This is a genomic window from Coprococcus sp. AM11-30B (assembly GCF_027674365.1).
Lineage (GTDB): Bacteria > Bacillota > Clostridia > Lachnospirales > Lachnospiraceae > Allocoprococcus > Allocoprococcus comes.
Genome location: NZ_JAQDVB010000002.1, coordinates 159,385 through 183,367, shown reverse-complemented (window position 1 = coordinate 183,367; position 23,983 = coordinate 159,385). Strand labels below are relative to the sequence as shown.

At 42.2% G+C, this 23,983-nt stretch carries 22 protein-coding genes and 1 riboswitch; of the genes, 7 read left to right on the top strand and 15 right to left on the bottom strand.

What is annotated here, in order from left to right; genetic code table 11:
• Positions 1-9: 9 nt before the first annotated feature.
• The 12 genes from PGU50_RS01810 to PGU50_RS01755 all read right to left on the bottom strand — a co-directional run bounded on the left by PGU50_RS01810 (position 10) and on the right by PGU50_RS01755 (position 10,831).
• Positions 10-540, bottom strand: coding sequence for a hypothetical protein (locus PGU50_RS01810; protein ID WP_008371901.1), 531 nt, complete (start codon positions 538-540; stop codon positions 10-12).
• Between the two features lie 21 nt (positions 541-561).
• Positions 562-1,497, bottom strand: coding sequence for a 16S rRNA (cytosine(1402)-N(4))-methyltransferase RsmH (rsmH, locus tag PGU50_RS01805; RefSeq protein ID WP_008371903.1), 936 nt, complete (start codon positions 1,495-1,497; stop codon positions 562-564).
• 26 nt (positions 1,498-1,523) lie between these two features.
• Positions 1,524-1,961, bottom strand: coding sequence for a division/cell wall cluster transcriptional repressor MraZ (gene mraZ / locus PGU50_RS01800; RefSeq protein ID WP_022220764.1), 438 nt, complete (start codon positions 1,959-1,961; stop codon positions 1,524-1,526).
• Positions 1,962-2,248: 287 nt separating this feature from the next.
• Positions 2,249-2,491 (bottom strand): hypothetical protein, encoded by a 243-nt coding sequence (locus PGU50_RS01795; protein WP_008371907.1) that lies wholly within the window; start codon positions 2,489-2,491, stop codon positions 2,249-2,251.
• A 67-nt stretch (positions 2,492-2,558) separates the two neighbouring features.
• Entirely contained in the window at positions 2,559-3,398 is an 840-nt protein-coding gene (locus tag PGU50_RS01790) for a DegV family protein (RefSeq protein WP_008371909.1), read from the bottom strand.
• Positions 3,399-3,498: 100 nt separating this feature from the next.
• Complete coding sequence (locus tag PGU50_RS01785; protein WP_055157364.1) at positions 3,499-4,668, bottom strand: FtsW/RodA/SpoVE family cell cycle protein; 1,170 nt, start codon at positions 4,666-4,668, stop codon at positions 3,499-3,501.
• Positions 4,669-4,849: 181 nt separating this feature from the next.
• Complete coding sequence (locus PGU50_RS01780; protein ID WP_008371912.1) at positions 4,850-5,896, bottom strand: electron transfer flavoprotein subunit alpha/FixB family protein; 1,047 nt, start codon at positions 5,894-5,896, stop codon at positions 4,850-4,852.
• Between the two features lie 24 nt (positions 5,897-5,920).
• Positions 5,921-6,703 (bottom strand): electron transfer flavoprotein subunit beta/FixA family protein, encoded by a 783-nt coding sequence (locus PGU50_RS01775; RefSeq protein WP_055246468.1) that lies wholly within the window; start codon positions 6,701-6,703, stop codon positions 5,921-5,923.
• Between the two features lie 12 nt (positions 6,704-6,715).
• On the bottom strand, positions 6,716-7,867 hold the full coding sequence (locus PGU50_RS01770; RefSeq protein WP_008371917.1) for an acyl-CoA dehydrogenase: 1,152 nt from the start codon (positions 7,865-7,867) through the stop codon (positions 6,716-6,718).
• 35 nt (positions 7,868-7,902) lie between these two features.
• Positions 7,903-8,775 (bottom strand): 3-hydroxyacyl-CoA dehydrogenase family protein, encoded by an 873-nt coding sequence (locus tag PGU50_RS01765; RefSeq protein WP_055246466.1) that lies wholly within the window; start codon positions 8,773-8,775, stop codon positions 7,903-7,905.
• A 69-nt stretch (positions 8,776-8,844) separates the two neighbouring features.
• Positions 8,845-9,621: an enoyl-CoA hydratase-related protein gene (locus PGU50_RS01760; RefSeq protein WP_022220767.1), complete on the bottom strand. Its 777-nt coding sequence runs from the start codon at positions 9,619-9,621 to the stop codon at positions 8,845-8,847.
• A 28-nt stretch (positions 9,622-9,649) separates the two neighbouring features.
• On the bottom strand, positions 9,650-10,831 hold the full coding sequence (locus tag PGU50_RS01755; protein ID WP_022220768.1) for an acetyl-CoA C-acetyltransferase: 1,182 nt from the start codon (positions 10,829-10,831) through the stop codon (positions 9,650-9,652).
• A gap of 342 nt (positions 10,832-11,173) precedes the next feature.
• Here PGU50_RS01755 and ptb point away from each other — a divergent pair, with 342 nt between their 5' ends.
• Both ptb and buk read left to right on the top strand, forming a co-directional pair.
• Positions 11,174-12,085: a phosphate butyryltransferase gene (gene ptb, locus PGU50_RS01750; RefSeq protein WP_117555700.1), complete on the top strand. Its 912-nt coding sequence runs from the start codon at positions 11,174-11,176 to the stop codon at positions 12,083-12,085.
• Between the two features lie 13 nt (positions 12,086-12,098).
• A complete protein-coding gene (gene buk / locus PGU50_RS01745) occupies positions 12,099-13,169 on the top strand; it encodes a butyrate kinase (RefSeq protein WP_055246465.1) in 1,071 nt (356 codons plus the stop codon).
• 215 nt (positions 13,170-13,384) lie between these two features.
• Here buk and PGU50_RS01740 read toward each other — a convergent pair whose 3' ends face one another.
• A complete protein-coding gene (locus PGU50_RS01740) occupies positions 13,385-14,566 on the bottom strand; it encodes an acetyl-CoA C-acetyltransferase (protein WP_022220828.1) in 1,182 nt (393 codons plus the stop codon).
• Positions 14,567-14,827: 261 nt separating this feature from the next.
• Positions 14,828-14,913, top strand: a riboswitch (ZMP/ZTP riboswitch).
• A 210-nt stretch (positions 14,914-15,123) separates the two neighbouring features.
• On the opposite strand from PGU50_RS01740, the gene pflB reads away from it, so the two are divergent.
• The 3 genes from pflB (at position 15,124) to PGU50_RS01725 (ending at position 19,472) form a co-directional block, all read left to right on the top strand.
• Positions 15,124-17,376 (top strand): formate C-acetyltransferase, encoded by a 2,253-nt coding sequence (gene pflB / locus PGU50_RS01735; RefSeq protein WP_270246037.1) that lies wholly within the window; start codon positions 15,124-15,126, stop codon positions 17,374-17,376.
• A gap of 181 nt (positions 17,377-17,557) precedes the next feature.
• On the top strand, positions 17,558-18,301 hold the full coding sequence (pflA, locus tag PGU50_RS01730) for a pyruvate formate-lyase-activating protein (RefSeq protein ID WP_270246036.1): 744 nt from the start codon (positions 17,558-17,560) through the stop codon (positions 18,299-18,301).
• Between the two features lie 97 nt (positions 18,302-18,398).
• Positions 18,399-19,472: a M24 family metallopeptidase gene (locus PGU50_RS01725; RefSeq protein ID WP_270246035.1), complete on the top strand. Its 1,074-nt coding sequence runs from the start codon at positions 18,399-18,401 to the stop codon at positions 19,470-19,472.
• A 43-nt stretch (positions 19,473-19,515) separates the two neighbouring features.
• On the opposite strand, the gene PGU50_RS01720 is transcribed toward PGU50_RS01725, so the two are convergent.
• Together PGU50_RS01720 and PGU50_RS01715 are read right to left on the bottom strand one after the other, a co-directional pair.
• On the bottom strand, positions 19,516-19,929 hold the full coding sequence (locus PGU50_RS01720) for an FIVAR domain-containing protein (RefSeq protein ID WP_175305693.1): 414 nt from the start codon (positions 19,927-19,929) through the stop codon (positions 19,516-19,518).
• A gap of 94 nt (positions 19,930-20,023) precedes the next feature.
• On the bottom strand, positions 20,024-22,234 hold the full coding sequence (locus PGU50_RS01715; RefSeq protein ID WP_270246034.1) for an InlB B-repeat-containing protein: 2,211 nt from the start codon (positions 22,232-22,234) through the stop codon (positions 20,024-20,026).
• A gap of 957 nt (positions 22,235-23,191) precedes the next feature.
• Between PGU50_RS01715 and PGU50_RS01710 the strand changes: the two genes are divergently transcribed.
• A complete protein-coding gene (locus tag PGU50_RS01710) occupies positions 23,192-23,464 on the top strand; it encodes a helix-turn-helix domain-containing protein (protein WP_242854864.1) in 273 nt (90 codons plus the stop codon).
• Between the two features lie 144 nt (positions 23,465-23,608).
• Entirely contained in the window at positions 23,609-23,971 is a 363-nt protein-coding gene (locus PGU50_RS01705; RefSeq protein ID WP_022220639.1) for a helix-turn-helix domain-containing protein, read from the top strand.
• The last annotated feature ends 12 nt before the right edge of the window (positions 23,972-23,983 follow it).

Below are 23,983 nucleotides of genomic sequence, written 5' to 3'. Positions count from 1 at the left end.
TTCATAAACCTATTTATCTGTTGTCTGTCCAAGCACTCCGCTTTTCGGAATACTTTCGTACTGTTTTACATAATCATTAACCGGGTTCTGATATTCAATAATCTGATCCGAAGTCGCATATCCCATACCCAGATCATTGATTGCACGGTCTCTTACTTCTTCCAGATTCACAGAATCCATTACTACGTTATATCTAGTTGTATTCTCTTCTTTTGCATCTGCCAGTTCCTGCTGCAGCTCGGTAATATGCTCTGTCCGGCTTGTAAGCTCTGCACGTACCTGCAGATACCATACACAGACTACAAGTGCTGCCACTGCCGCAATTGAAAGAAACATCACATATGCAGGATTCATCCGCATTGCTTTTCTTCGATTTTTCAAAATCTGTCTGTCCAGTTTTTTCTTTTTATGTTCTTTTCTTGGTTCCTCTTGTCGCTGTGGCATGACTTCTGCCTGGCGAACTGTATTTCCGTATATGTACATTCCTCGGCTTGTTACTGTACGTCTGTCTGCCTGTATTCTATGACTGTATTTTGCCATACAGCACCACCCTTTCAAATTCTATACGCGCTCAAAGATACGCAGCTTCGCACTCTTAGAACGACTGTTCACTTCCATCTCTTCTTCACTTGGAAGAATCGGTTTTTTCGTAATGACTTTTCCTTTGGAAACTTTTCCACACACACATACCGGGAAAGTACTCGGACACGTGCATGGATTCTCATTCTTTTTAAAAATTCCTTTGACAATTCTGTCCTCCAGGGAATGGAACGTGATGATGCATATCCTTCCTCCCGGATTTAAAATATCAATCATATCGTCAAGTGAATCCCTGAGCACCTCCAGTTCCCGGTTACATTCAATCCGGATTGCCTGAAAGGTTCTTTTTGCCGGATGCCCCGACATCTTCTGAAACTTCATCGGTATAGACTGTCTGATAATCTCTGCCAGCTGCCCGGTTGTTTCAATAGGACCTTTCTCTCTTGCCATAACAATATGTTTTGCTATATTCTTCGCAAATTTGTCCTCACCATAGTCGCGAATGATCCGAAAAAGGTCCATCTCACTGTAGCCATTGACAATCTCCTTTGCAGATAAAGTCTGGCGTGTGTCCATCCTCATATCCAAAGGCGCATCTACGCGATAGGAAAAACCACGATCTGCCGTATCTAACTGATAAGATGATACGCCCAGATCGAGTACGATTCCATCGACCTTGTCAATCCCTTTCTCATGGAGCCTCGACTTCATATCACAATAATTGCTCCTGATTATTGTAACTCTCTCCCCGAAGTCGCTTAATCGGGTGCCTGCCGCTTCAATCGCCGCCGCATCCTGGTCTATTCCTATAAAACTCCCCTTGTTGTTTAAACGCCGACATACTTCGTATGCATGTCCGCCTCCTCCAAGTGTGCCATCAACATAAATACCGTCCGGCTTGATGTTCAGTCCTTCGATTGTCTCATCCAGTAATACTGATTTATGCTTAAATGCCATGGTGTCCTCCTAATTAAAAGATCTATTTAGATGCTAAGTCCCAAATCTTCCATGTCACTTGCAATGTCCTCGATATTTTCCTCAACATCAGCTGTACGCGCTTCCCACGCCTCTTTACTCCAGATCTCAACCTTGTCCAGCACACCTGCTAGAACAACCTCTTTTTCAAGATCTGCATAAGCGCGAAGAGAAGAAGATATCAAAACTCTCCCTTGTTTGTCAAGTTCTCCTTCCGTAGCACTTCCAAGAAAGAAACGCTTAAAGTCTCTGGCTTTTTTGTTTGTAAGCGGTAAGGTTCTAAGCTTCTCTTCAAAGGCTTTCCATTCGTTGTCCGGATACAGAAATAAGCAGCCGTCCATCCCTTTCGTAATTACGAAATGTTCTCCCAGACTCTCTCGTAATTTGGAAGGAATAATCAGCCTGCCTTTTGAATCAATACTATGATTAAATTCTCCAGTCAACATAGGATCACCTTCTTTCAAAGTGGTCTGCCACTTTCCATGCCACTTTGCTCCACTTCGCTCCACTTTCTACCACTTGTATCCATTGTACCCCACTTTTCCGCCCTTTTCAAGCACTTTTTCGAATTTATCCATTCTGAAAAAAGTCCGATAAATCATATTTTTTCCCATTTTTCATTCATTTTGTGGTGAAAAGTGGAGCGTTTTATACTCCATTCCCCACACAGTGCATAAAAAAAGTGGAGAAACCGTTCCACAATGGAACCATCTCTCCACTTTCTTCTTTTCATCTACTCAGCAGTGTTAAGTGACTGGACATAATCACTTACAGCAGAATAATCAACTTCTGCTACTGCTCTTGGCTGCTTTGATTCATACATATCATAAGCGGACCATCCAATCCAGACAACGATTGCAAGTGCAATCAGCCCAAGGATCGTATAATCAAAAGCTTTTCGCAAGTTTTTCTTTTTTTCTTCACGCTTTCTATTCGCTTTTGCCTGTTTATAATAATCTACTTTTTTCTGACTCATATCTGCAAGTCTCCTTTGCAATCAATCTAACCAGTATATTTTATCACACTTTTACGATTGATACAAGCTATACTGCAATAATTACCCCGCCATCATTCGCATACATACTACTGACACCTCTGGTATCCAGAATGATAATATCTTTTAATTTCACACGTTCTTCCAACATCTTCTTCACATCCTGTGCTCTCTGCGGGCAGTTACAATGCGAAATTGCAAGTACCTTGCTCTCCGGATCTTTCAGATCTGCGATCACACAATCCACCATATTCTTAAGTGCTTTTTTAATTCCGCGCGCCTGACCCAACTGACAAATCTCTCCCTTCGGAGTAGCCCCCATCACCGGCTTAATATTCAGTACTGTTGCCGCAATTGCTTTTAATCCTGTAAGTCTTCCATTCTTACGAAGAGTCTCAAGCGTCTCAAGAACAAAATATGTGTGCTGCTCTTCAATATATGCTTCTACAGCAGCTACCACTTCCTTGAATGTCATGCCCCGCTCTTCACACTGCGCAATCTTCATCCCGATGAGCGTCTGTCCTACTGATGCAGATTTTGAGTTGAACACATAAATATCTTTCTCACCATATTCTTCTTCATATAAATTCTTGCCCAGTACGGCACTGTTATAAGAACCGCTCAGTTCAGAAGATAACGTAACAGCATATACATGCTCCGCATCACAGTGATATCCTTCCATAAATGTCTCCGGAGACGGACAACTTGACTTTGGACATGTCGGGCATTCAGCTACGTTCTTCAAAAATTCAGCCTGATTGAAAGATTCATCATCAATTATATGACAATCTCCAACCTCCAGTCCCAGTGATGCTGTCTCAAACCGACCTGAAGCTTTCATCTCTGCTGTCAATTCTCCACAGCTGTCCACAATCACTTTATAACTCATAATCCAAACCTCCGAAACGTGTCATTTGCATCCATTATACGTGGTTTTCATTACCACTTATAACATCATATCACACTTTTCTTTGAAAAAAAAGCTTTTTTTACCCTTCCAGTTTAATTCTTCTGGAAATTCCAAGTGCCATTCCCATCTCTATCATCAGGAACAGGATGGATGTACCACCATAACTGATAAAAGGCAATGTAATTCCGGTATTCGGCATCATGTTCGTAACTACCATAACATTGAGAATTACCTGGATCGCGATATGTGACATAATCCCTGTCATGATCAGTGCTCCATACAGATCAGGTGCGTTCTGTGCAATAAAAAGCAGTCTGTAGATCAAAAGACCGAACAAAACCAGGATAATGATCGCTCCAAATACCCCAAGCTCTTCACAGATTGCTGACAGGATCATGTCGTTCTGCACTTCCGGTATTACCGTCTTTTGCACACCATTTCCCAGTCCTTTCCCGAAAAAGCCACCTGATCCGATCGCATATAGTCCCTGTACCGTCTGGAAAGAAATCGTTGACGCATATTTTTCCGGGTTCAGCCAGGCAATGATACGTCTGAGTCGGAAGCTGGTGCTGTTCTCAAGAAGTCTTCCGAGGATATATGATCCCGCCACAAAAACAGCCAGCCCGCCGCCTGCAATCCACAGAAAAATCTTCTGCTTCTTATGTACGACAAAAAGGATACAGCAGGAAATTCCCATTACAATGATCGCAGAGCTTAGATTATCAGTCAGCACATAAACTCCCAGTGCTGCCAAACCTCCCCACTCCACAACTCCCAGCGATCCTTTCAGGGTGTGTACTTTATTCCCCATTCTGCAGATCAGGTATGGGATAAATATGATCACAGCGATCTTCATAATCTCTGCCGGCTGGAATGACTGGTTAGCCGGAAGCCGGAACCATCTTCGTGCACCATTTACCTCAATACCAAGTGGTGTAAATTTAACAAGTGCAAGAAGAAGCATGGATCCCCAGTAGCTCATTGCTGCATATTTGGAAAACATATGATAATCCAGGCGAGAAACCCACATCATCACAGCAATACTTCCAAGTCCGATGAGACCCTGCCTTTTCAGGAAGTACATCCCATCTCCGTATTCCGTTCGCGCTTCATAGGAACTGATACTGTATAGCATTACCAGTCCAAAACACATCAGAAATATAATAATCGCCAGAAGACTGTAATCAAAATAATGAACCGCCTGCTTTTTTACAGCCTTCCTTCGTCTGCTTTTAATTCTTTGTGCCATTTATTCACACTCCTACTTAAGCTATAACTACAAAGTCTATATCTTATAAAGTATACCATAATATCCCCCAGACGCACAAGCTTTCCGCACGAAAATAGAGCAGGCTAACTTCTATTCGATTTGTATACAAAAAAATGGTGCCGCTTCTTTGCGACACCATCTTTGTTTTACCAGCTATTCTTTATTTTTTAGCAGCAACTGCTTCTTTGATCTGTTTGGTAAGTTCTGGTACAATCTTATTCAGATCTCCAACGATACCATAGTCAGCTACATCAAAGATCGGAGCTGTCTCATCTTTGTTGATTGCAATGATCAGATCAGATTCTTCCATACCTGCTACATGCTGGATCGCTCCGGAAATACCGATTGCAAAATATACCTGAGGACGAACTGTCTTTCCTGTCTGTCCTACCTGAAGATCTTTTGGTTTCCAGCCATTATCTACAACTGCACGTGAGCAGCTTACTTCTCCGCCGAGTGCTTCTGCAAGATCTTCCAGGATCTTGAAGTTTTCTGCACTTCCGACTCCACGTCCACCGGATACAAGAATCTTGGCATCCATGATATCAACCGTCTCAGATACAGATTTGACAACTTCCATGATCTCAACGTATTTATTATCCGGTGTAAATCCAGGATTAAACTCTTCTACATTTGCCTTTGCACCTTCGATCTTAGCGATCTTCTGCATAACACCAGGACGAACGGTTGCCATCTGCGGACGATTATCCGGGCAGGCGATGGTAGCGATCGTGTTTCCACCAAATGCCGGACGAGTCATAAGAAGCTGATTGTGCTTCTGCTCTTTTCCTGCTACCGGGTTGATCGGGAAATCACCGATCTCAAGCTGTGTACAGTCTGCTGTAAGACCTGTCTGTACTCTTGCGGATACTCTAGGACCAAGATCACGTCCGATTGCAGTTGCGCCGACTAACATGATCTCCGGTTTATATTTTTCGATAACAGATGCCAGTGCATGTGCGTATGGCTCTGTTCTATATTCTTTCAGTTCCGGATCATCTACTACGATTACTTTATCTGCTCCGTATGCTGCAAGCTCATCTGCAAGTCCTTTTACGTCAGAACCGATCAGAACGGCTGCTACTTCTGCATTTAAGTCTGCTGCAAGGTCTTTTGCTTTTCCAAGAAGTTCAAATGCGATTCCGCTCAGTTTGTTGTCTACCTGTTCAGCAAAGACATATACTCCCTTATATTCTTCTAAGTTCATGATATTCACCACTTTTCCTTCTTATTAAATGATATGTTTCTCTGTTAATTTTCCCATCAGGTAAGATACTGCTTCTTCCGGATCAAGAGTAACTTTTTCTCCTGCCCCTTTTCTTACTTTGTCAGATGCTTTCGCAATCTTTGTAGGTGATCCTGCAAGACCGATATTTGCATCATCCAGGGTAGTAAGATCTGCTCTTCCCCATGTTGTGATCTCAGCATCACAAGCATCAAAGATTCCGCCTGGTGTCATATAACGTGGTTCATTTAATTCTGAAAGTGCAGTGATAAGGCAAGGCATTTTTGCTTTCAGTACATGATATCTGTCTTCGAACTGACGCTGTACGATCACGCTGTCGCCTTCTACTTTGATATCCTGTGCATAAGAGATTACCGGGATGTCCAGATGTTCGGAAATCTGCGGTCCAACCTGTGCTGTATCACCATCGATTGCCTGACGTCCTGTGATGATCAGGTCATAATCGAGTTTACGGAGTGCTGCTGCGATGGTGCTTGATGTAGCCCATGTATCAGCTCCTCCGAGTACTCTGTCTGTTACAAGAATTGCCTTATCAGCTCCCATTGCAAGTGCTTCACGAAGCACATCGGCTGCTTTTGGAAGTCCCATTGTAAGTACAGTTACTTCTGCTCCATACTGGTCTTTTAATCTAAGTGCGGCCTCAAGACCTGCTTTGTCATCCGGGTTCATAATTGCAAGCATTGCAGCTCTGTTAAGTGTACCGTCCGGATTAAACTGAACTCCGCCTTTTGTATCCGGTACCTGTTTTATACAAACAACTATCTTCACGATTCGTACCTCCTATTTCAATAAGTTTCCAGAAATAACCATACGCTGAACTTCTGAAGTTCCTTCGTAGATTTCTGTAATCTTTGCGTCACGCATCATACGTTCTACATCATATTCTCTGATGTATCCGTATCCACCATGTAACTGAACAGCCTTTGTGGTAACTTCCATCGCTACTTCTGCTGCATAAAGCTTAGCCTGGGCAGCTTCGACAGAGTAAACTTTCTGTGTAGCTTTTGCCATGGCAGCTTTGTATACCATCATCTTTGCAGCTTCTACCTTTGTAGCCATATCTGCAAGCTGGAACTGTGTATTCTGGAACTGGCCAATCGTGCGTCCGAACTGTTTTCTTTCTTTTACATATGCGATTGTTCTGTCAAGTGCACCTTCAGCGATTCCAAGTGCCTGAGCGGCAATACCGATACGTCCGCCATCCAGAGTATGCATGGCGATGCCGAAGCCCTTGCCCTGTGCTCCAAGGAGATTTTCTTTTGGAATACGGCAGTCTTCAAAAATAAGCTCGTATGTTGAAGATCCACGGATACCCATCTTCTTCTCTTTGGTTCCGAATGTGAATCCCGGAGTGTCTTTCTCTACGATGAATGCAGAAATCTCTTTCATCTTTCTGCCACGTTTTTCAACAATACCTGTTACGGCGATAATGATGTAAACATCTGCTTCTTTACCGTTTGTGATAAAGCATTTTGATCCGTTTAATACCCATTCATCTCCGTCAAGAACAGCCTTAGTCTGCTGTCCCTGTGCATCTGTACCTGCCCCAGGTTCTGTAAGGCCGAAAGCTCCAAGCTTTCTTCCTGATGCAAGATCCGGAACGTATTTTGCTTTCTGCTCCGGTGTTCCGTATGTCAGGATCGGGTCTATACAAAGAGAGGTATGCGCAGATACGATTACAGATGTTGTGGCACAAACCTTTGCAAGTTCTTCTACACACATTACGTATGTCAGTGGATCGCATCCCTGTCCCTCGTATTCCTTCGGTACCGGAATACCAAGAAATCCATATTTCGCCATTTTTTCAACTGTTGCTCTTGGGAAAACTTCTGTCTCGTCCACTTCCTGTGCAAGTGGTTTTACTTCGTTTTCTGCGAATTCTTTAAACAGAGTTCTCGCCATTTCGTGTTTCTTATCTAATCCGAAATCCATTTATTCTTCCTCCATGTCTTTATTTAGAACATCCATTACTGTGCATCAACCGGAGTTTTTGTGCGGTCTGCATTGTATACATAGAATCCTTTTCCGCTCTTAACTCCAAGGTTTCCACCACGGACCATCTTACGAAGCAGCGGGCATGCACGATATTTGCTGTCGCCTGTTTCTGCATAAAGTACATCCATGATAGCAAGGCAGATATCAAGTCCGATGAAATCACCAAGCTCCAGAGGTCCCATTGGATGGTTTGCACCAAGCTTCATTGCTGCATCGATTCCTGCGATGTCAGATACACCTTCCATCTTGATGAAAGCTGCTTCATTGATCATCGGAACAAGGATACGGTTTACTACGAAACCTGCTGCTTCATTAACCTGTACAGGTGTCTTTCCGATTTCTTCTGCGATCTTCTTGATTGCATCTACAGTTTCAGCCGGTGTATTTACGCCTGCGATCACTTCTACTAATTTCATACGGTCTGCCGGGTTGAAGAAATGCATACCGATCATTGGACGGGTAAGTCCGTTGCCGATTTCTGTGATAGAAAGGCTGGAGGTATTTGATGCGAAAATGCATTCAGGTTTTGCGATCTTATCAAGTTCACCGAATGTAGTTTTCTTAACTTCCATGTTCTCAAATGCTGCTTCTACGATCAGATCACAATCTGCGCAGAGATCTTCTTTGAGTCCCGGAGTAATTTTTGCAAGAATTGCATCAACTGCTTCCTGAGTTAATTTTCCTTTCTGAACAAGTCTGTCATAGCCTTTAGCGATTTTAGCTTTTCCGCCTTCTGCCCATTCCTGTTTGATGTCACAGAGTGCTACTTCATATCCATCTACCTGAGCAAATGCCTTTGCAATGCCCTGTCCCATTGTTCCTGCGCCAATAATTCCTACTTTCATTGAAATTACCTCCATTTTATAAATTTAATTTTCCAGGGGAGAGTTAATTCTCCCCTTTATTAAACGAACTTATTTATTAAGGAAAGCTTCTACTTTTCTCTTTTCAAGGAATGCTGCCATTCCTTCTTTCTGGTCGTAAGATTCAAAGCATCCGCCGAAGAGTTTTTCTTCTACTACGATTGCCTCATCCATTCCCTTTTCAAGGCCTTCATTGATTGCCTGTTTGCAGTGTCTTACTGCGATCGGTGCATTCTTTGCAATGCCTGCTGCCATCTTCTTTGCTGCCGGCATCAGTTCTTCCTGCGGATATACGGCATTTACAAGACCGATTCTGTAAGCTTCGTCAGCTTTGATATTTCTCGCAGTGTAGATCATCTGCTTTGCCATACCAGGTCCGACAAGTCTTGCAAGTCTCTGTGTTCCACCAAATCCAGGTGTAATTCCAAGGCCAACCTCCGGCTGTCCGAATACTGCATTGTCTGAACAGATACGGATATCACAGCTCATGGAGATTTCACATCCGCCACCAAGAGCGAATCCATTAACTGCTGCGATTACCGGGATCGGAAGTGTTTCGATCTTACGGAAAATATCATTTCCTTTCTTACCAAAAGCTTCTCCCTCTTCTTTTGTGAGAGTACTCATCTCAGCGATATCTGCACCGGCTACAAAAGATTTTTCTCCTGCTCCTGTAAGGATCAGGCATCTGACTGCATCAAGATCAACACCGTCGATCGTTGCATCAAGTTCATCAAGAACTGCACTGTTCAGTGCGTTCAGTGCCTTTGGACGGTTAATGGTAATAATTCCAACCTGTCCTTCTACTTCATATGTAATAAATTCCATCATCAACATCTCCTTTTGATCTGGTTTATTAATCACGTTCTACGATTGTAGCGCATCCCATTCCGCCACCGATACAAAGTGTTGCAAGACCTTTCTTTGCATCACGTTTCTGCATCTCATGAAGAAGTGTAACAAGGATACGGCATCCTGAAGCTCCTACCGGATGTCCGAGAGCAATTGCTCCACCGTTTACATTTACTTTATCCATGTCGAATTTCAGATCATGTGCTACTGCAAGTGACTGTGCTGCGAAAGCTTCATTTGCTTCGATCAGATCCATATCATCTACAGAAAGCCCTGTCTTAGCCATTACTTTATTCGTAGCTGCAACCGGTCCGACACCCATGATAGATGGATCTACTCCGCCGAGTGCTCCTGCTACCCATGTTGCCATCGGTGTAACGCCGAGCTCTTTTGCTTTTTCTTCACTCATAACAACGATTGCTGCTGCTCCGTCATTGATGCTGGAAGCATTTGCTGCTGTTACAATACCATCTTTTTTGAATGCCGGACGAAGTCTTGCGATTCCTTCTGCTGTTGTTCCCGGACGCGGTCCTTCATCTGTATCAACTACGATGGTTTCTTTTTTCTTCTTCACTTCTACAGGAACAATCTCATCTTTGAATTTTCCTGCTTCGATTGCTGCGCAGGCTTTCTGCTGGCTTGCTGCTGCAAATTCATCAAGCTGTTCTCTTGTGAGTCCCCACTGTTCTGCTACATTCTCAGCAGTGATTCCCATGTGATAGTCATTGAATGCATCCCAAAGTGCGTCATTTACCATTGTATCGATCATCGGTGCATTACCCATTCTGTATCCATAACGTGCGTTTTTCAGTGCATATGGAGCCATAGACATATTTTCCATACCGCCTGCTACAACGATATCAGCATCTCCTGCCTGGATCATCTGTGCAGCCATGTTCACACAGTTAAGTCCGGATCCGCAAACAACGTTAACCGTAACTGCCGGTGTCTCGACCGGAAGACCTGCTTTTAAAGAAGCCTGACGTGCAACGTTCTGTCCAAGACCTGCCTGGATTACACAACCCATATATACATGATCAACCTGTTCTGGAGCAACACCTGCTCTATTTAAAGCTTCTTTGATAACGATAGATCCTAATTCCGGTGCCGGAGTTGTAGAAAGAGCTCCACCCATACTTCCGATTGCTGTACGACACGCACCTGCTAACACGATTTTCTTTGCCATCACTTTTTCCTCCTTTTACATCTTAATGGTAAGTATCACTTCTTATTAAATATATACTGTTTTACTTTCCGTTTTTAAGATTTTCGCAAGGGACTTTTTTGTCCTCTTTTTTTAATATACTACCCATTTCCTGTTCTGTCAAATATTTATCAATCATTTTTTATCATTTAATTTTCTTTTAACATTTTCACCAACATTTTTTTACAATACATCTGCATTATTCGTCATTTCCAACACACCACTTTTATATTGACCTTTCCCAGATATGGTGCTACACTTAAGATTGTTAAAAAATATTCAACCAGAATACTATAATTAAATTATGAATGAGAAGGTGTGAAAATGAGCAAAAGTTTTGAAGAATTAATCTCAAAAGCAAATCAAAAAACCTTAAAGAAAGTCTCTGTTTCCAACGCACAGGATGAGCCGGTACTGCAGGCTGTCAAAGCTGCAAAAGAGCAAAATATCGCAACAGCCATCCTTGTCGGTGATGAAGCCAAGATCCGCGAGATTGCCGCTTCTATTGATATGGATCTGACAGATTTCGAGATCATCAATGAGCCTGATACCGAAGCAGCTGCATTAAAGGCTGTTGAGCTTGTACACAACGGCAAAGCTGATATCCTTTTAAAAGGATTGCTTGAAACAAAGACATTCTTAAAGAGCGTATTGAATAAAGAAGTCGGACTTCGTACCGGAAAGATGCTTTCCCATGTATGTGTATTTGAGATTGAAGGCATTAACCGTCTTCTGTTCTTCACAGACGTAGCTTTCAATACATATCCAACCCTTGCAGATAAAGTCAATATCATCAACAATGCAGTAGAAGTCGCACATGCATGTGGCATCGAATGCCCAAAGGTTGCTCCTCTGTGTGCAGTTGAGACAGTGAATCCAAAGATGCAGCCAACAGTTGATGCCGATAATCTCACCAAGATGTACGAGGGTGGCGATTTCAAAGGATGCCAGATCTACGGACCACTTTCCATGGATCTTGCGATCGATCCGGAAGCAGCTGTTCACAAAGGTGTGACTAATCCAGTAGCCGGACATGCTGATATTCTCCTCTTCCCGAATATCGATGCAGGAAATATCACATATAAGATTCTTGTCCGCACTGCAAAGGTCAAGATCGGTAACGTACTTGTCGGAACAAGCGCTCCGGTGGTTCTTACTTCACGTTCGGACGATTTTGAAACCAAACTGAATTCTATTGCACTTGCGACCGTAATCGCAGGATCGATCACAGACTAAGGAGGATCTTTTTATGAGCTATAAAATTTTAGTAATCAACCCGGGATCTACTTCTACCAAGATCGGTGTGTACGAAGACGAAACTTTGTTATTCGAAGAAACACTCCGTCATTCCACCGAAGAGATTGCAAAATATGCAACCATCGTTGACCAGAAAGATTTCCGTAAAGAACTGATTGTAGATATTCTCGCAAAGAACAGCTTCGACATCAAATCTCTGAATGTTGTAGTAGGACGAGGCGGACTTTTAAAACCGATCCCAGGTGGAACCTATCCAGTATCTGACGCACTTCTTGCTGACTTAAAAGCAGGTGTGCAAGGACAGCATGCATCGAACCTTGGAGGCATCCTTGCCCGCGAAATCGGTGATGAGATTGGAGTTCCTTCTTACATTGTTGACCCTGTTGTTGTCGATGAGATGGAACCTGTTGCAAGATATTCCGGAATCCCGGAACTTCCGCGTATCAGTATCTTCCACGCACTGAACCAGAAAGCAGTTGCCAAACGCTACGCCAAAGAACAGAATGTATCTTATGATTCCCTGAATCTTGTAGTTGTACACATGGGCGGCGGTGTATCTGTCGGTGCTCATAAAAATGGCAAAGTTGTCGATGTCAACAACACGCTTGACGGAGACGGACCTTTCTCACCGGAACGTTCCGGCGGTGTACCGGCAGGCGCACTCGTAAAAATGTGTTTCTCCGGTCAGTACACACAGGCTGAAGTATATAAAAAGATCAACGGGAAAGGCGGTCTCAACGGATACCTTGGAACCAACAACATGCGCGACGTTGCAGAACGTGCCTTTGAAAAGGGTGACGAAGAAGCAGCCGGTGTATTCCACGCATTCACTTACCAGGTTGCCAAAGAAGTCGGCGCCATGGCAGCCGTACTTAACGGCAAAGTAGACCAGATCCTTCTCACCGGCGGTATCGCATACAGCGACTACGTTACATCTGAGATCAAAGAAAAGGTCGGCTTCATCGCCCCAATCACCGTCTACCCGGGTGAAGATGAACTCCTCGCCCTCGCTCAAGGCGCTCTCCGTGTATTAAACGGCGAAGAAAAACCTCTGGTATATTAATTTTTTTCAAAACCCTAAAAGATGCAAAACGCATATATCTCATCGTAGAAAAAAGTCTGGCACACCTCGCCAGACTTTTTTAGTTACTACGCTTTTATTTAATAATGTCAATAACTTCGAGGGACGCATTATCTTTTGCCCAATTTGTCAACACAACCTAAATTATTCAAAAAAAGAGCAGACACTAAAAAAGTATCCACCCTTTTTTTCTATCCCTAATCTCTTTTAACTACAGCAGAGCATCCCATTCCGCCACCAACACAAAGTGTTGCAAGTCCTGTATGTACATCTTCTTTCTGCATCTCATACAACAAGCTTACAAGGATTCTTGCACCTGAGCAGCCAACCGGATGTCCGAGAGCAATTGCTCCACCATTGACATTCAGCTTACTAAGGTCAAATCCAAGATCTTTTCCAACTGCTACTGACTGTGCTGCAAATGCTTCGTTTGCTTCGATCAGATCAAAATCTCCGATCTCCATTCCCAGCTTCTTCATAACCTTACGTGTTGAATAAACCGGTCCGATTCCCATGATCGCCGGATCACATCCTGCGAGTTCTCCGCCGATCCATGTTGCCATAGGTGTTACGCCAAGCTCTTTTGCTTTTTCTTCGCTCATAACGATAAGTGCAGCTGCACCATCATTGATTCCGGATGCGTTACCTGCTGTAACCATACCGTCTTTCTTAAATGCAGGACGAAGTTTTGCAAGACCTTCTTTTGTGATTCCTTTACGAGGACCTTCATCTGTATCTACAAGAATCGTTTCTTTTTTCTTCTTCACTTCGACCGGAACAATCTCGTCTTTAAATTTACCTTCTGCCATTGCTTTTTCACATTTGTTCTGAGACCATGCTGCAAATTCATCCAGTTCTTCTCTTGTAAGTCCCCACTGTTCGCAGATATTTTCTGCTGTGATTCCCATGTGATAATTATGGAATGCGTCGGTCAGACCATCCTTGATCATAGCATCTTCGATTGTCGCATTTCCCATACGATATCCATAACGTCCGTTTCTCAACATGTACGGAGCCATTGTCATATTTTCCATACCACCTGCAACGATGATATCTGCATCTCCAGCTGCGATCAGCTTCGCTGCAAGGTTTACACAGTGAAGACCGGATCCACAAAGTACGTTGATAGTTGTTGCCGGTACTTCATTCGGGATTCCTGCATATACAGCTGCCTGACGTGCCGGGTTCTGTCCGTTGCCTGCCTGGATAACATTTCCCATATACACTTCGTCAACCTGATCCGGAGAAACGCCCGCTCTTTTGAGAGCTTCTTTGATTACGATCGTTCCAAGTTCTACAGCCGATGTATTTGCAAACTGTCCGCCCATTACACCGATTGCTGTACGACATGCTCCTGCTAAAACAACTTTTCTTGCCATGATAAAAATCCTCCTTTATTTTGTAAATCACCTGATGTTTTTATTATAATCCTCTAAAAAACAGAATTCAATAGATGCTTGATATTTTTTTAACATTTTTTATGTTCTATTCCAGGTACATGCCTCAATTCGATTGAGAGATTTCTTGATAAATGTTAAACTTTTCTCGGTATTTATACTTATTGACATTCACATCATTATTATGTTTTTTCAAAAAAACAAATTTGTCATTGACATTTATATAGCAATTTGTTAAATTAAAGTTGCTCATATGACTGACGGAAGTGGAATGAACCACAGGGAAATATGAGGATTTGATTATTTAGCCGACCGTCTGGGCGATTCAGCTCAGATGCCGGCTTTTTTTACGCATTTTTATAAGATTATCATAAATCAGGGCTATATAAAAGGCGTAAACATCCATCGGTTCTTCTGGCTGAACCTTTTCATATGTCTGGAATTTGCCAGAACTTTCCGGGCATAAACCGCAGCAACACAGTGTATAATAACCGGGTCATAGGTACTATGGCTCACCCACAAGAAGGAGGAATAACCAAATGATGCAGAAAAAACAATGGCAGGGATTTGAAGGAAGACTCTGGAAAGAAGAAATCAACGTTCGTGATTTTATCCAGAACAACTACACACCTTACGAGGGAGATTCTTCATTCCTTGCAGACCCGACCGAAGCAACAAACCAGCTCTGGGGCAAGCTTCAGGAACTCCAGAAAGAAGAACGTGCAAAAGGCGGCGTTCTGGATATGGAAACAGAAGTGGTATCTTCTCTTACCGCTTACGGTCCAGGTTATATCTGCGAAGAACTGAAAGATAAAGAACAGGTTGTGGGGCTTCAGACTGACAAACCTCTGAAACGTGCATTTATGCCGTTCGGTGGAATCAAAATGGCTGAGGAAGCATGCAAAACTTACGGATATGAACCAAACCCGAAATTTCATAAAATCTTTACAGATTATCATAAAACACATAACCAGGCAGTATTTGATGCCTATACTCCGGAAATGAAAAAAGCACGTCACGCAAAAATCCTTACCGGTCTTCCGGATACTTACGGAAGAGGACGTATCGTCGGCGATTACCGCCGTGTTGCCCTCTACGGAATCGATCTTCTGATCGCCATGAAGCAGGATGACCTTGCAAACTGCGGATATGGCTCTATGCGTGACAACGTGATCCGGCAAAGAGAAGAGCTTGCAGAACAGATCCGCGCCCTCAAAGGCATGAAAGAAATGGCTGCTGCCTATGGATTCGATATCTCCGAACCGGCAAAAAATGCAAAAGAAGCATTCCAGTGGCTGTACTTCGGATACCTTGCAGCAATCAAGACTCAGAACGGAGCTGCCATGAGTGTCGGACGTGTATCTACCTTCCTTGATATCTACATCAAGAGAGATATGGAAGCAGGAATCCTTACCGAAGAAGAAGCTCAGGAATTAGTTGACCATATGACAATGAAATTCCGTATGGTTAAGTTCGCACGTATCCCATCTTACAACCAGCTCTTCTCTGGTGACCCGGTTTGGGCTACACTGGAAGTCGGCGGAATGGGACAGGACGGACGTTCTATGGTAACAAAGACAGACTACCGTTTCCTGCACACCCTGGAAAACATGGGACCTTCTCCGGAACCGAACCTGACTGTACTTTACACAGAACGTCTTCCGAAGAACTTCAAGGACTACGCTTCACATATTTCTATTGAAACAAGTTCTATCCAGTATGAAAATGATGATGCAATGCGTCCGGTATGGGGCGATGACTATTCTATCTGCTGCTGCGTATCTGCAACACAGACAGGTAAAGAAATGCAGTTTTTCGGAGCAAGAGCAAACCTTGCAAAATGCCTTCTTTACGCGATCAACGGTGGTGTCGACTGCAAGTCAAAAGATCAGGTAGGACCGGCTTACACACCGATCACTTCTGAATACCTTGATTATGATGAAGTAATGGCTAAATACGACAAGATGATGGACTGGCTCGCCGGACTGTATGTAAACGTACTGAACCTGATCCAGTACATGCATGACAAATACTACTATGAAGCATCTCAGATGGCACTGATCGATACCGATGTACGTCGTACATTTGCAACAGGTATCGCAGGATTCTCTCATGTAGTTGACTCCTTAAGTGCGATCAAATATGCAAAAGTGAAAACAATCCGTGACGAAAACGGACTCGTTGTAGATTTCGAGACAACCGGTGATTTCCCGAAATACGGAAATGATGATGACCGCGCAGATGATATCGCAGTATGGCTTCTTCAGACATTTATGAAGAAACTGAAAAAGCATCACACCTACCGTGAATCCGAACCGACAACTTCTATCCTTACCATTACCTCAAACGTTGTATATGGAAAAGCTACCGGTGCTCTTCCGGACGGAAGAAAAGCAGGCGCACCGCTTTCACCTGGAGCAAACCCAAGCTACGGTGCAGAACAGAACGGACTTCTTGCTTCCCTGAACTCCGTTGCCAAGCTGCCTTACGAATGGGCACTTGACGGAATCTCTAACACCCAGACCATCAACCCGGATGCAATCGGACATACTCCGGAGGAACGCATTAACAACCTGGTAAATGTTATGGACGGATACTTCTCTCAGGGTGCTCACCATCTGAACGTCAACGTATTCGGAACAGAAAAACTTCTTGACGCTATGGAACATCCGGAAAAAGAAGAATACGCAAACTTTACGATCCGTGTATCAGGATATGCGGTTAAGTTCATCGACCTTACACGCGAACAGCAGCTCGATGTGATCGCAAGAACCTGCCACGATCGTATGTAATTACCGAACTTCCACTCTTTTGCCAAACATATCGTTATGCTGAAAGTCATGCATTTTAAAGTGCATGACTTTCGGTACATATAGAGATGCTGCTGGCAGCTTTTCCTGCATACTAAGGCATTTAAAAGACTCTGCCTGATCCGCAGTTTTCCAATCACACAATGAAAAAGGAGATTTTCATATGACTCAAATCAAAGGACTTATTCACTCTACAGAAAGCTTTGGTTCTGTTGACGGGCCTGGGGTACGTTTTATTATATTTGTTCAGGGATGTCCACTGAGATGTCAGTTCTGCCATAACCCTGACACCTGGAATATGACAGATAAAAACGGCGCCACCTGGCGCAGTGCCGATGAGCTTCTTGCGCAGGCTCTGCGTTACCGCACTTACTGGAAAAATGGCGGTGGAATCACCGTAAGCGGCGGAGAACCTCTCCTTCAGATTGATTTTCTGCTGGATCTTTTCAAAAAAGCAAAGGCAAAAGGTATTCACACAACGATTGATACTGCAGGCGGTCCTTTTACCAGAGAAGAACCATTTTTCTCCAAATTCCAGGAGCTGATGCAGTATACCGATCTTCTTCTTGTTGATATCAAGCATATCGATGAAAAATCTCACAAAGAGCTGACCGGAAAAACAAATAAAAACATTCTGGATATGATCCGCTTTCTCTCCGATATCAAAAAACCTGTCTGGATCCGCCATGTGCTCGTACCTGAGCGCAGCGACTATGATGAATACTTAAACCGGTTAAATGATTTTATCCAGACACTTAATAATGTAGAAAGAGTAGAAATCCTGCCTTATCACACACTTGGTGCCTACAAATGGAAAGAACTGGGACTTGATTATCCCCTCGAAGGGATCAATCCACCTTCGAGAGAACGTGTGGAAAATGCAAAAAAAATCCTGCACTGTTCGTAAGACATATTTTAAAAAATAGATGGCAGCTTTCTCTTCATATTTTGCCTGTAATGTGCTATGATTGGTGTAGTGTATTTAAGAGAGGAGAATTATAGCAATGAACGAAAGAATGGAACGCGTATTGCAAAAAATGGAAAAAAAAGGAATCGATCAGTTACTTGTATCTGATCCACTCAGCATCCGCTTTTTAACGGGCATCATGGTACATCCAGGGGAAAGATTGTACGCTCTGCTGCTTCGTACAAACGGAAAGCACACCATGTTCTTGAACTATCTGTATTATGTATCTGATACAGGATTTGAAGAAGTATGGTTCAGTGATATGGATGATCAGATTGGGGTTCTGACCAGTCATATCGACACCAAAGGCGTACTCGGTATCGATAAAGTATTTCCGGCACGTTTTCTTATTCCGCTTCAGGAGCGCTGCCCTGAACTGAAAACGGTATGGGGATCTGACTGTGTAGACGGTGTTCGTGCTGTTAAGAATGAAGAAGAAATCAAGATCATGAGACAGGCATCTGTAATCAATGACATGGTTATGGAAAGAGCTGCTGCCTACATTAAAGAAGGCATGACAGAAAAACAGATTGCTGATTTCATTGAAGCAGAATACTACAAAGAAGGCGCAACAGGACTCAGCTTTGATACAATCGTATGCTTCGGTGCTAACGCTGCTGACCAACATCACTCACCAAGCGAGACAAGAACTCTGAAAGCCGGAGAATGCGTTCTGATCGATATGGGATGCATCTGGAACGGTTATTGCTCAGATATGACAAGAACCTTCTACTGCAAGAGCGTAGACGAAGAACAGGCTGCAATCCATGACCTTGTTCGTACAGCGGTTGAGAAAGCAGAAGCCATCATCAAACCAGGCGTACGTTTCTGTGATATCGATGCGCAGGCAAGAGATCTCATCGGCGAAGCAGGATACGGCGAATACTGGAAGATTCGTCTTGGACATTTCATCGGCCAGGAAGACCATGAATACGGTGATGTAAGCCCGATCAACAAGAACGTAGCTGAACCGGGTATGATCTTCTCGATCGAACCGGGAATCTACATCGAAGGCAAATACGGTGTACGTATCGAAGACCTCGTTCTCGTAACAGAAGACGGATATGAACTTCTTAACGTAGTAGATAAAAAATATAGAACAGTTGGTTAATTGTTCTTCCATTACTTCAATATAGAGCCAAAAAAGACACGCATTACTGCGTGTCTTTTTTGGTCAACCCCTGGATCGCGTTAACAATTTCCATATACGTTTCTTCGATTGCATCCTGTCCGGGAACCCCACGTAAAAGTGTATTTCCCTTCTCTACAGCTGCTTTCAGCTCATTTACGGATTCATCGGTATAGGTCTCTGTATTAATAGATTCTGTGTTGTCAATTAATGCTTTTAACTGCTTCTTGTCTAACTTCTGTGGTGTGATGGTAATTGTATCGCCAACTTTTTGTGTGGTATTCTTTCCCCCACTCAATTCTTGCCGTACAAAATAAATACCTCCACCAATCACCACACATGCAAGAAGTATGACAAGAACAGAACCTATCTGTGTCCCGCGGTCACGATGAGTTTTCTTTGGTCTTTTTACGATAGTTGGATTCGTATGCTTATTCATATAGAAATATCCTTTATAAACTTCAGGTAGCTGTGAGAGAACTCACAGCCACCTGATTAAATTCACATCATCTGTGCTTATTGCTAAGACCAGATTATGCGTTTCTTCTTCTGAAGAATGCTACAACTGCTGCAGCACCTGCAATAAGAAGTGTTGCTACGTATACGAATACGTTGCTATGATCACCAGTCTGAACTGTATCAGATTTCTGCTCATTTGCTTTCTTAGCAGATTCCTTCTTGTTTGTCTTTTTGTCATCTTTTGCTACTGTTGTAGATGTTTTGTCATCTTTCTTGTTCTCTTCAATTGAAGTACCCGGTTTTTCTTCTGGAGTACTTGGTTTTGAAGGATCAACTGATGGCTGATCCGGATCAACCGGAGTTTCATTCTTTTCAAGAACAGCTGTTACTGTGTAGTCATCAGCTACTCCGTATGGGAATGCGATTGATGTTGCATTTGCATCAAGGTTGTAGATTTCTTCGCCGGCTTTGTTTGTTACTTTCCAGCCTTTGAATGCATATCCTTCATTTGCTACTACTGTCGGAAGGAATCCAAGGTTGTATTCTGCTTCCTGAAGGTTTTCGTTATGAAGTTCTGTTGCTCCTTCGTATCCTTCGAATGATCCTGCTACTGAATCGATTACAACTGTTGCATTTGCTACTGCTACTTCTTCTTCATTCTTTTCAAGAACAGCTGTTACTGTGTAGTCATCAGCTACTCCGTATGGGAATGAAATTGATGTTGCATTTGCATCAAGGTTGTAGATTTCTTCGCCGGCTTTGTTTGTTACTTTCCAGCCTTTAAATGTATATCCTTCATTTGCTACTACTGTCGGAAGGAATTCAAGGTTGTATTTGCTATCCTGAAGGTTTTCGTTATCAAGTTGTGTTGCTCCTTCATATCCTTCGAATGATCCTTCTGTTGAATCAATTACAACATATGCATTTGCTACTGCTACAGCCGGTGTTTCTTCAACTTTTTCAAATTCAGGTGTAATTGTTACATAACCAACATTAGATCCTTCTGGGAAATGTGCAAGTCCTGTCACACCAAATGTTTTAGCATCTGCATCCCAATTCTGTGTTTCAGCGCCTTCAACTTTCCATCCAGTAAACTTGTATCCATCATTTGCTTTTACTGCCGGAATTTCAAACTGCTGGTCTGTGTCTGCAGCAATACCTTTGAAAGAAACAACTGTTGATGGTGCATAATCCGGGAATGATCCTTTTTCTGAATCAATAATATTGAAATAAACTTCTACTGTTTTTTCTTCAGCTTTATTCTCTTCAAAAGTAGCTTCTACAGTATAATTTTGAGATTTTGTACAATCAAACATAAGTTCAAAAGTATCTGTTGTAATGTTAGAGTATACAACATTACCTCCTTCATCTTTTACTTTCCAACCTGTCCATGTATAACCATCTTTTGCTACTACTTTTGGAAGATAGCCCAGTTTGCAACCATCATCCTGAAGATTCTCATTTGTAGTCTCATAAGGTTCTTTGTCTCCGTACACTTCAAAGTAACCTTTGTTAGGATCAACTTTGACCGTTGCGTTAACAACTACTTTTTTAGATTCCTCTTTTTTAGATACAACAGGGACTACGGTTGCAAACCCTTCAACTTTTTCTCCATTATCAGAATATGCTGCATTAACATCACTTAATGTAAAAGTTGTCTTATCTTTTGACCAAGTAGTTGTCTCTGAACCTGTTACTGTCCATCCAGTTATTTCATATCCATCTTTTACATTATATTTAGGAATATCATATACTGCTGAATCCTTATTCCAAAATGTAAACTGATCTGCTGGATTTCCTGAAACAAGTGTTGCATTTCCATCAAAACTATTATTAAAGGTTACTAAAGTAGTAGTTTCCTTTTCTGCCGGAGCATCCTTTTTAAATGTAGCTACTACTTTAAATTCTCCGTCCTTTGGAGCAACCATGCATGACTTAGCGCCAACAAACTCAGTATTTAAGTGATTTACAACACCGTCTGGTTCTGTAATATCCCATCCTGTCCATGTATAGCCATCCTTTGGAATAACAGTCGGGAAATAACTAATTGCATAGTTACTATCTTCCAAATGTCCAGCATTATTGGTATTAGTGCCATCTTCAAAAGATCCTTTTTCGGAATCAACTGTAATAATAGCCCAAGCTTTTCCCTTCCATGTCTCATCTGCATTAGTATATGCAGCAGGAGCATTATCAGCTGCAACAACTGGTACAGCATTTACTCCAACGAGCATTACTGCGACAGAGAACGCACATGCCTGATGAAGTACTCTTCTCTTTTTCATCTCTAATTTCCTCTCTTTCTGATTTTAAAAAATGATATGCTTTTTTGCATACGTATCCTATCTTGGTTATTATAAGTCTTAATTTTTAAGAAGTCAATATCATTCTTACCTTTTCTAAGACTTCTACATCTTTTTAACGTATTTTTTAAGATTTTGTTTTTCCTTTTCTTCCCCCTCCCGAAAAAATATCGTTTTATTAACAGTTCCGCTAATTTTGCGATTTTTAATGTTATAATCCATATTTTTCAGTCTTTTAATAATAGGTTTTAATATTTAATAATAGGTAATTCCTTGATACATAATTCGATAAAAAACCACAGTTTTCAAAATTGCGTCTTCTTATCTTTGTGCTTTATAATAAGAAAGGAGTAAATTTGAAAGGAAACCGTTTTCATGAAAGACATTGGCAAGATTCTGAAATATGCCCGTGAGAATAAAAAATATACCCAAAACAAGTAATGGAATTAACCGGCATCCACAGGAAATCGCTTTCTGGTTAAGAGAACAACGTTGCCGAGCCAAATCTATCAACCTTTGCGACTCTTGCCAATCTCTATGGTATTTCTGCCGATGAAGTATTAGATATTGGTGGAAAAGCTTCTTCCGACTCTCTGCCTCAATGTGAATTCCAGGTTCTTTCTTTGAACTTGACCCCAAACATCAGGAAGAACTCCTGATTCAAATCACCGCACTTGTCAGATTTTTGCATACAAAAAATATGGCGCCGCAAGTCTCACAATTCCTATTTCGTTAGAGATCATAGGCGGAAAAATTAAAGTTTAGAGATTAAAGTTTGAATATGATAGCACATGTGTATCTTTAATTTTAAGACTTTTTGATTTATTAGTACTTTTTCTAAGAATTCTACTCTTTTTAACGTCTATTTCTTATATAATAGCAATAGTACATACCACTTCACTTATATTATATATGAAATCTTCGAAAGGACGATCGCCCATGGAACATATAGGAGAAATTCTCCGGACAGCACGTGAAGATAATTTTTATACTCAGAAGAAAGTAATAGAACTGACCGGTATCAACCGCAAGACTCTGTCCGGCTATGAGAACAGTGTAGCTGAACCAGATCTTGACACATTTGCCAGATTACTCCGCTTATATCAACTTTCTGCGGATGAAGTATTAGGAATTAAGACTTCTACCCCCCCCCTCGCATTTTTCCCTTTCGCGCTGCGAATGAAAAATGCTTACTCTTTTCCAAAAATTTGACACCAGCCACCAGGAAGAGCTTTTGATTCAGTTTCAATCTCTCGCAGACTATCTCGATAAAAAATCAAAATAAATTGTCATTGCTTTTTCCTGCTCTGACCATTTATAATGAACTTATACTATGTTTGAAGGGGGAACATTTTCATGAAAGATATTGGTAAAATTCTGAAAAACGCCCGTGAGAATAAAGAATATACCCAGAAACAAGTGATGGAATTGACCGGTATCCACAGAAAATCTCTGTCCGGTTATGAGAATAACGTTGCCGAGCCGGATCTCTCCACTTTCGCAACCCTTGCCAATCTGTATGGCATCTCTGCAGATGAAGCTTTGGAAATTGGTGAACCGGATCCTTCTGTTTCTTTGCTTCGTTTTGAATTCCAAGTTCTTTCTTTATTTAAAGAACTCGATGCAAAGCATCAGGAAGAACTTCTGATCCAGATCACCGCACTCGTCAGATATTTAAATGCAAAAAATATGGTGCCGCAAAATCATCAATCCAGATAATTTTGCGGCACC

Bases quoted from the DNA above. Each gene is read 5' to 3' on its own strand.
- PGU50_RS01810 (WP_008371901.1), bottom strand. From the start codon at position 540: ATGGCAAAATACAGTCATAGAATACAGGCAGACAGACGTACAGTAACA.
- rsmH (WP_008371903.1), bottom strand. From the start codon at position 1,497: ATGGCATTTAAGCATAAATCAGTATTACTGGATGAGACAATCGAAGGA.
- mraZ (WP_022220764.1), bottom strand. From the start codon at position 1,961: ATGTTGACTGGAGAATTTAATCATAGTATTGATTCAAAAGGCAGGCTG.
- PGU50_RS01795 (WP_008371907.1), bottom strand. From the start codon at position 2,491: ATGAGTCAGAAAAAAGTAGATTATTATAAACAGGCAAAAGCGAATAGA.
- PGU50_RS01790 (WP_008371909.1), bottom strand. From the start codon at position 3,398: ATGAGTTATAAAGTGATTGTGGACAGCTGTGGAGAATTGACAGCAGAG.
- PGU50_RS01785 (WP_055157364.1), bottom strand. From the start codon at position 4,668: ATGGCACAAAGAATTAAAAGCAGACGAAGGAAGGCTGTAAAAAAGCAG.
- PGU50_RS01780 (WP_008371912.1), bottom strand. From the start codon at position 5,896: ATGAACTTAGAAGAATATAAGGGAGTATATGTCTTTGCTGAACAGGTA.
- PGU50_RS01770 (WP_008371917.1), bottom strand. From the start codon at position 7,867: ATGGATTTCGGATTAGATAAGAAACACGAAATGGCGAGAACTCTGTTT.
- PGU50_RS01765 (WP_055246466.1), bottom strand. From the start codon at position 8,775: ATGAAAGTAGGAATTATTGGCGCAGGAACAATGGGACAGGGCATTGCA.
- PGU50_RS01760 (WP_022220767.1), bottom strand. From the start codon at position 9,621: ATGGAATTTATTACATATGAAGTAGAAGGACAGGTTGGAATTATTACC.
- PGU50_RS01755 (WP_022220768.1), bottom strand. From the start codon at position 10,831: ATGGCAAAGAAAATCGTGTTAGCAGGTGCGTGTCGTACAGCAATCGGA.
- ptb (WP_117555700.1), top strand. From the start codon at position 11,174: ATGAGCAAAAGTTTTGAAGAATTAATCTCAAAAGCAAATCAAAAAACC.
- buk (WP_055246465.1), top strand. From the start codon at position 12,099: ATGAGCTATAAAATTTTAGTAATCAACCCGGGATCTACTTCTACCAAG.
- PGU50_RS01740 (WP_022220828.1), bottom strand. From the start codon at position 14,566: ATGGCAAGAAAAGTTGTTTTAGCAGGAGCATGTCGTACAGCAATCGGT.
- pflB (WP_270246037.1), top strand. From the start codon at position 15,124: ATGATGCAGAAAAAACAATGGCAGGGATTTGAAGGAAGACTCTGGAAA.
- pflA (WP_270246036.1), top strand. From the start codon at position 17,558: ATGACTCAAATCAAAGGACTTATTCACTCTACAGAAAGCTTTGGTTCT.
- PGU50_RS01725 (WP_270246035.1), top strand. From the start codon at position 18,399: ATGAACGAAAGAATGGAACGCGTATTGCAAAAAATGGAAAAAAAAGGA.
- PGU50_RS01720 (WP_175305693.1), bottom strand. From the start codon at position 19,929: ATGAATAAGCATACGAATCCAACTATCGTAAAAAGACCAAAGAAAACT.
- PGU50_RS01715 (WP_270246034.1), bottom strand. From the start codon at position 22,234: ATGAAAAAGAGAAGAGTACTTCATCAGGCATGTGCGTTCTCTGTCGCA.
- PGU50_RS01710 (WP_242854864.1), top strand. From the start codon at position 23,192: ATGGAACATATAGGAGAAATTCTCCGGACAGCACGTGAAGATAATTTT.
- PGU50_RS01705 (WP_022220639.1), top strand. From the start codon at position 23,609: ATGAAAGATATTGGTAAAATTCTGAAAAACGCCCGTGAGAATAAAGAA.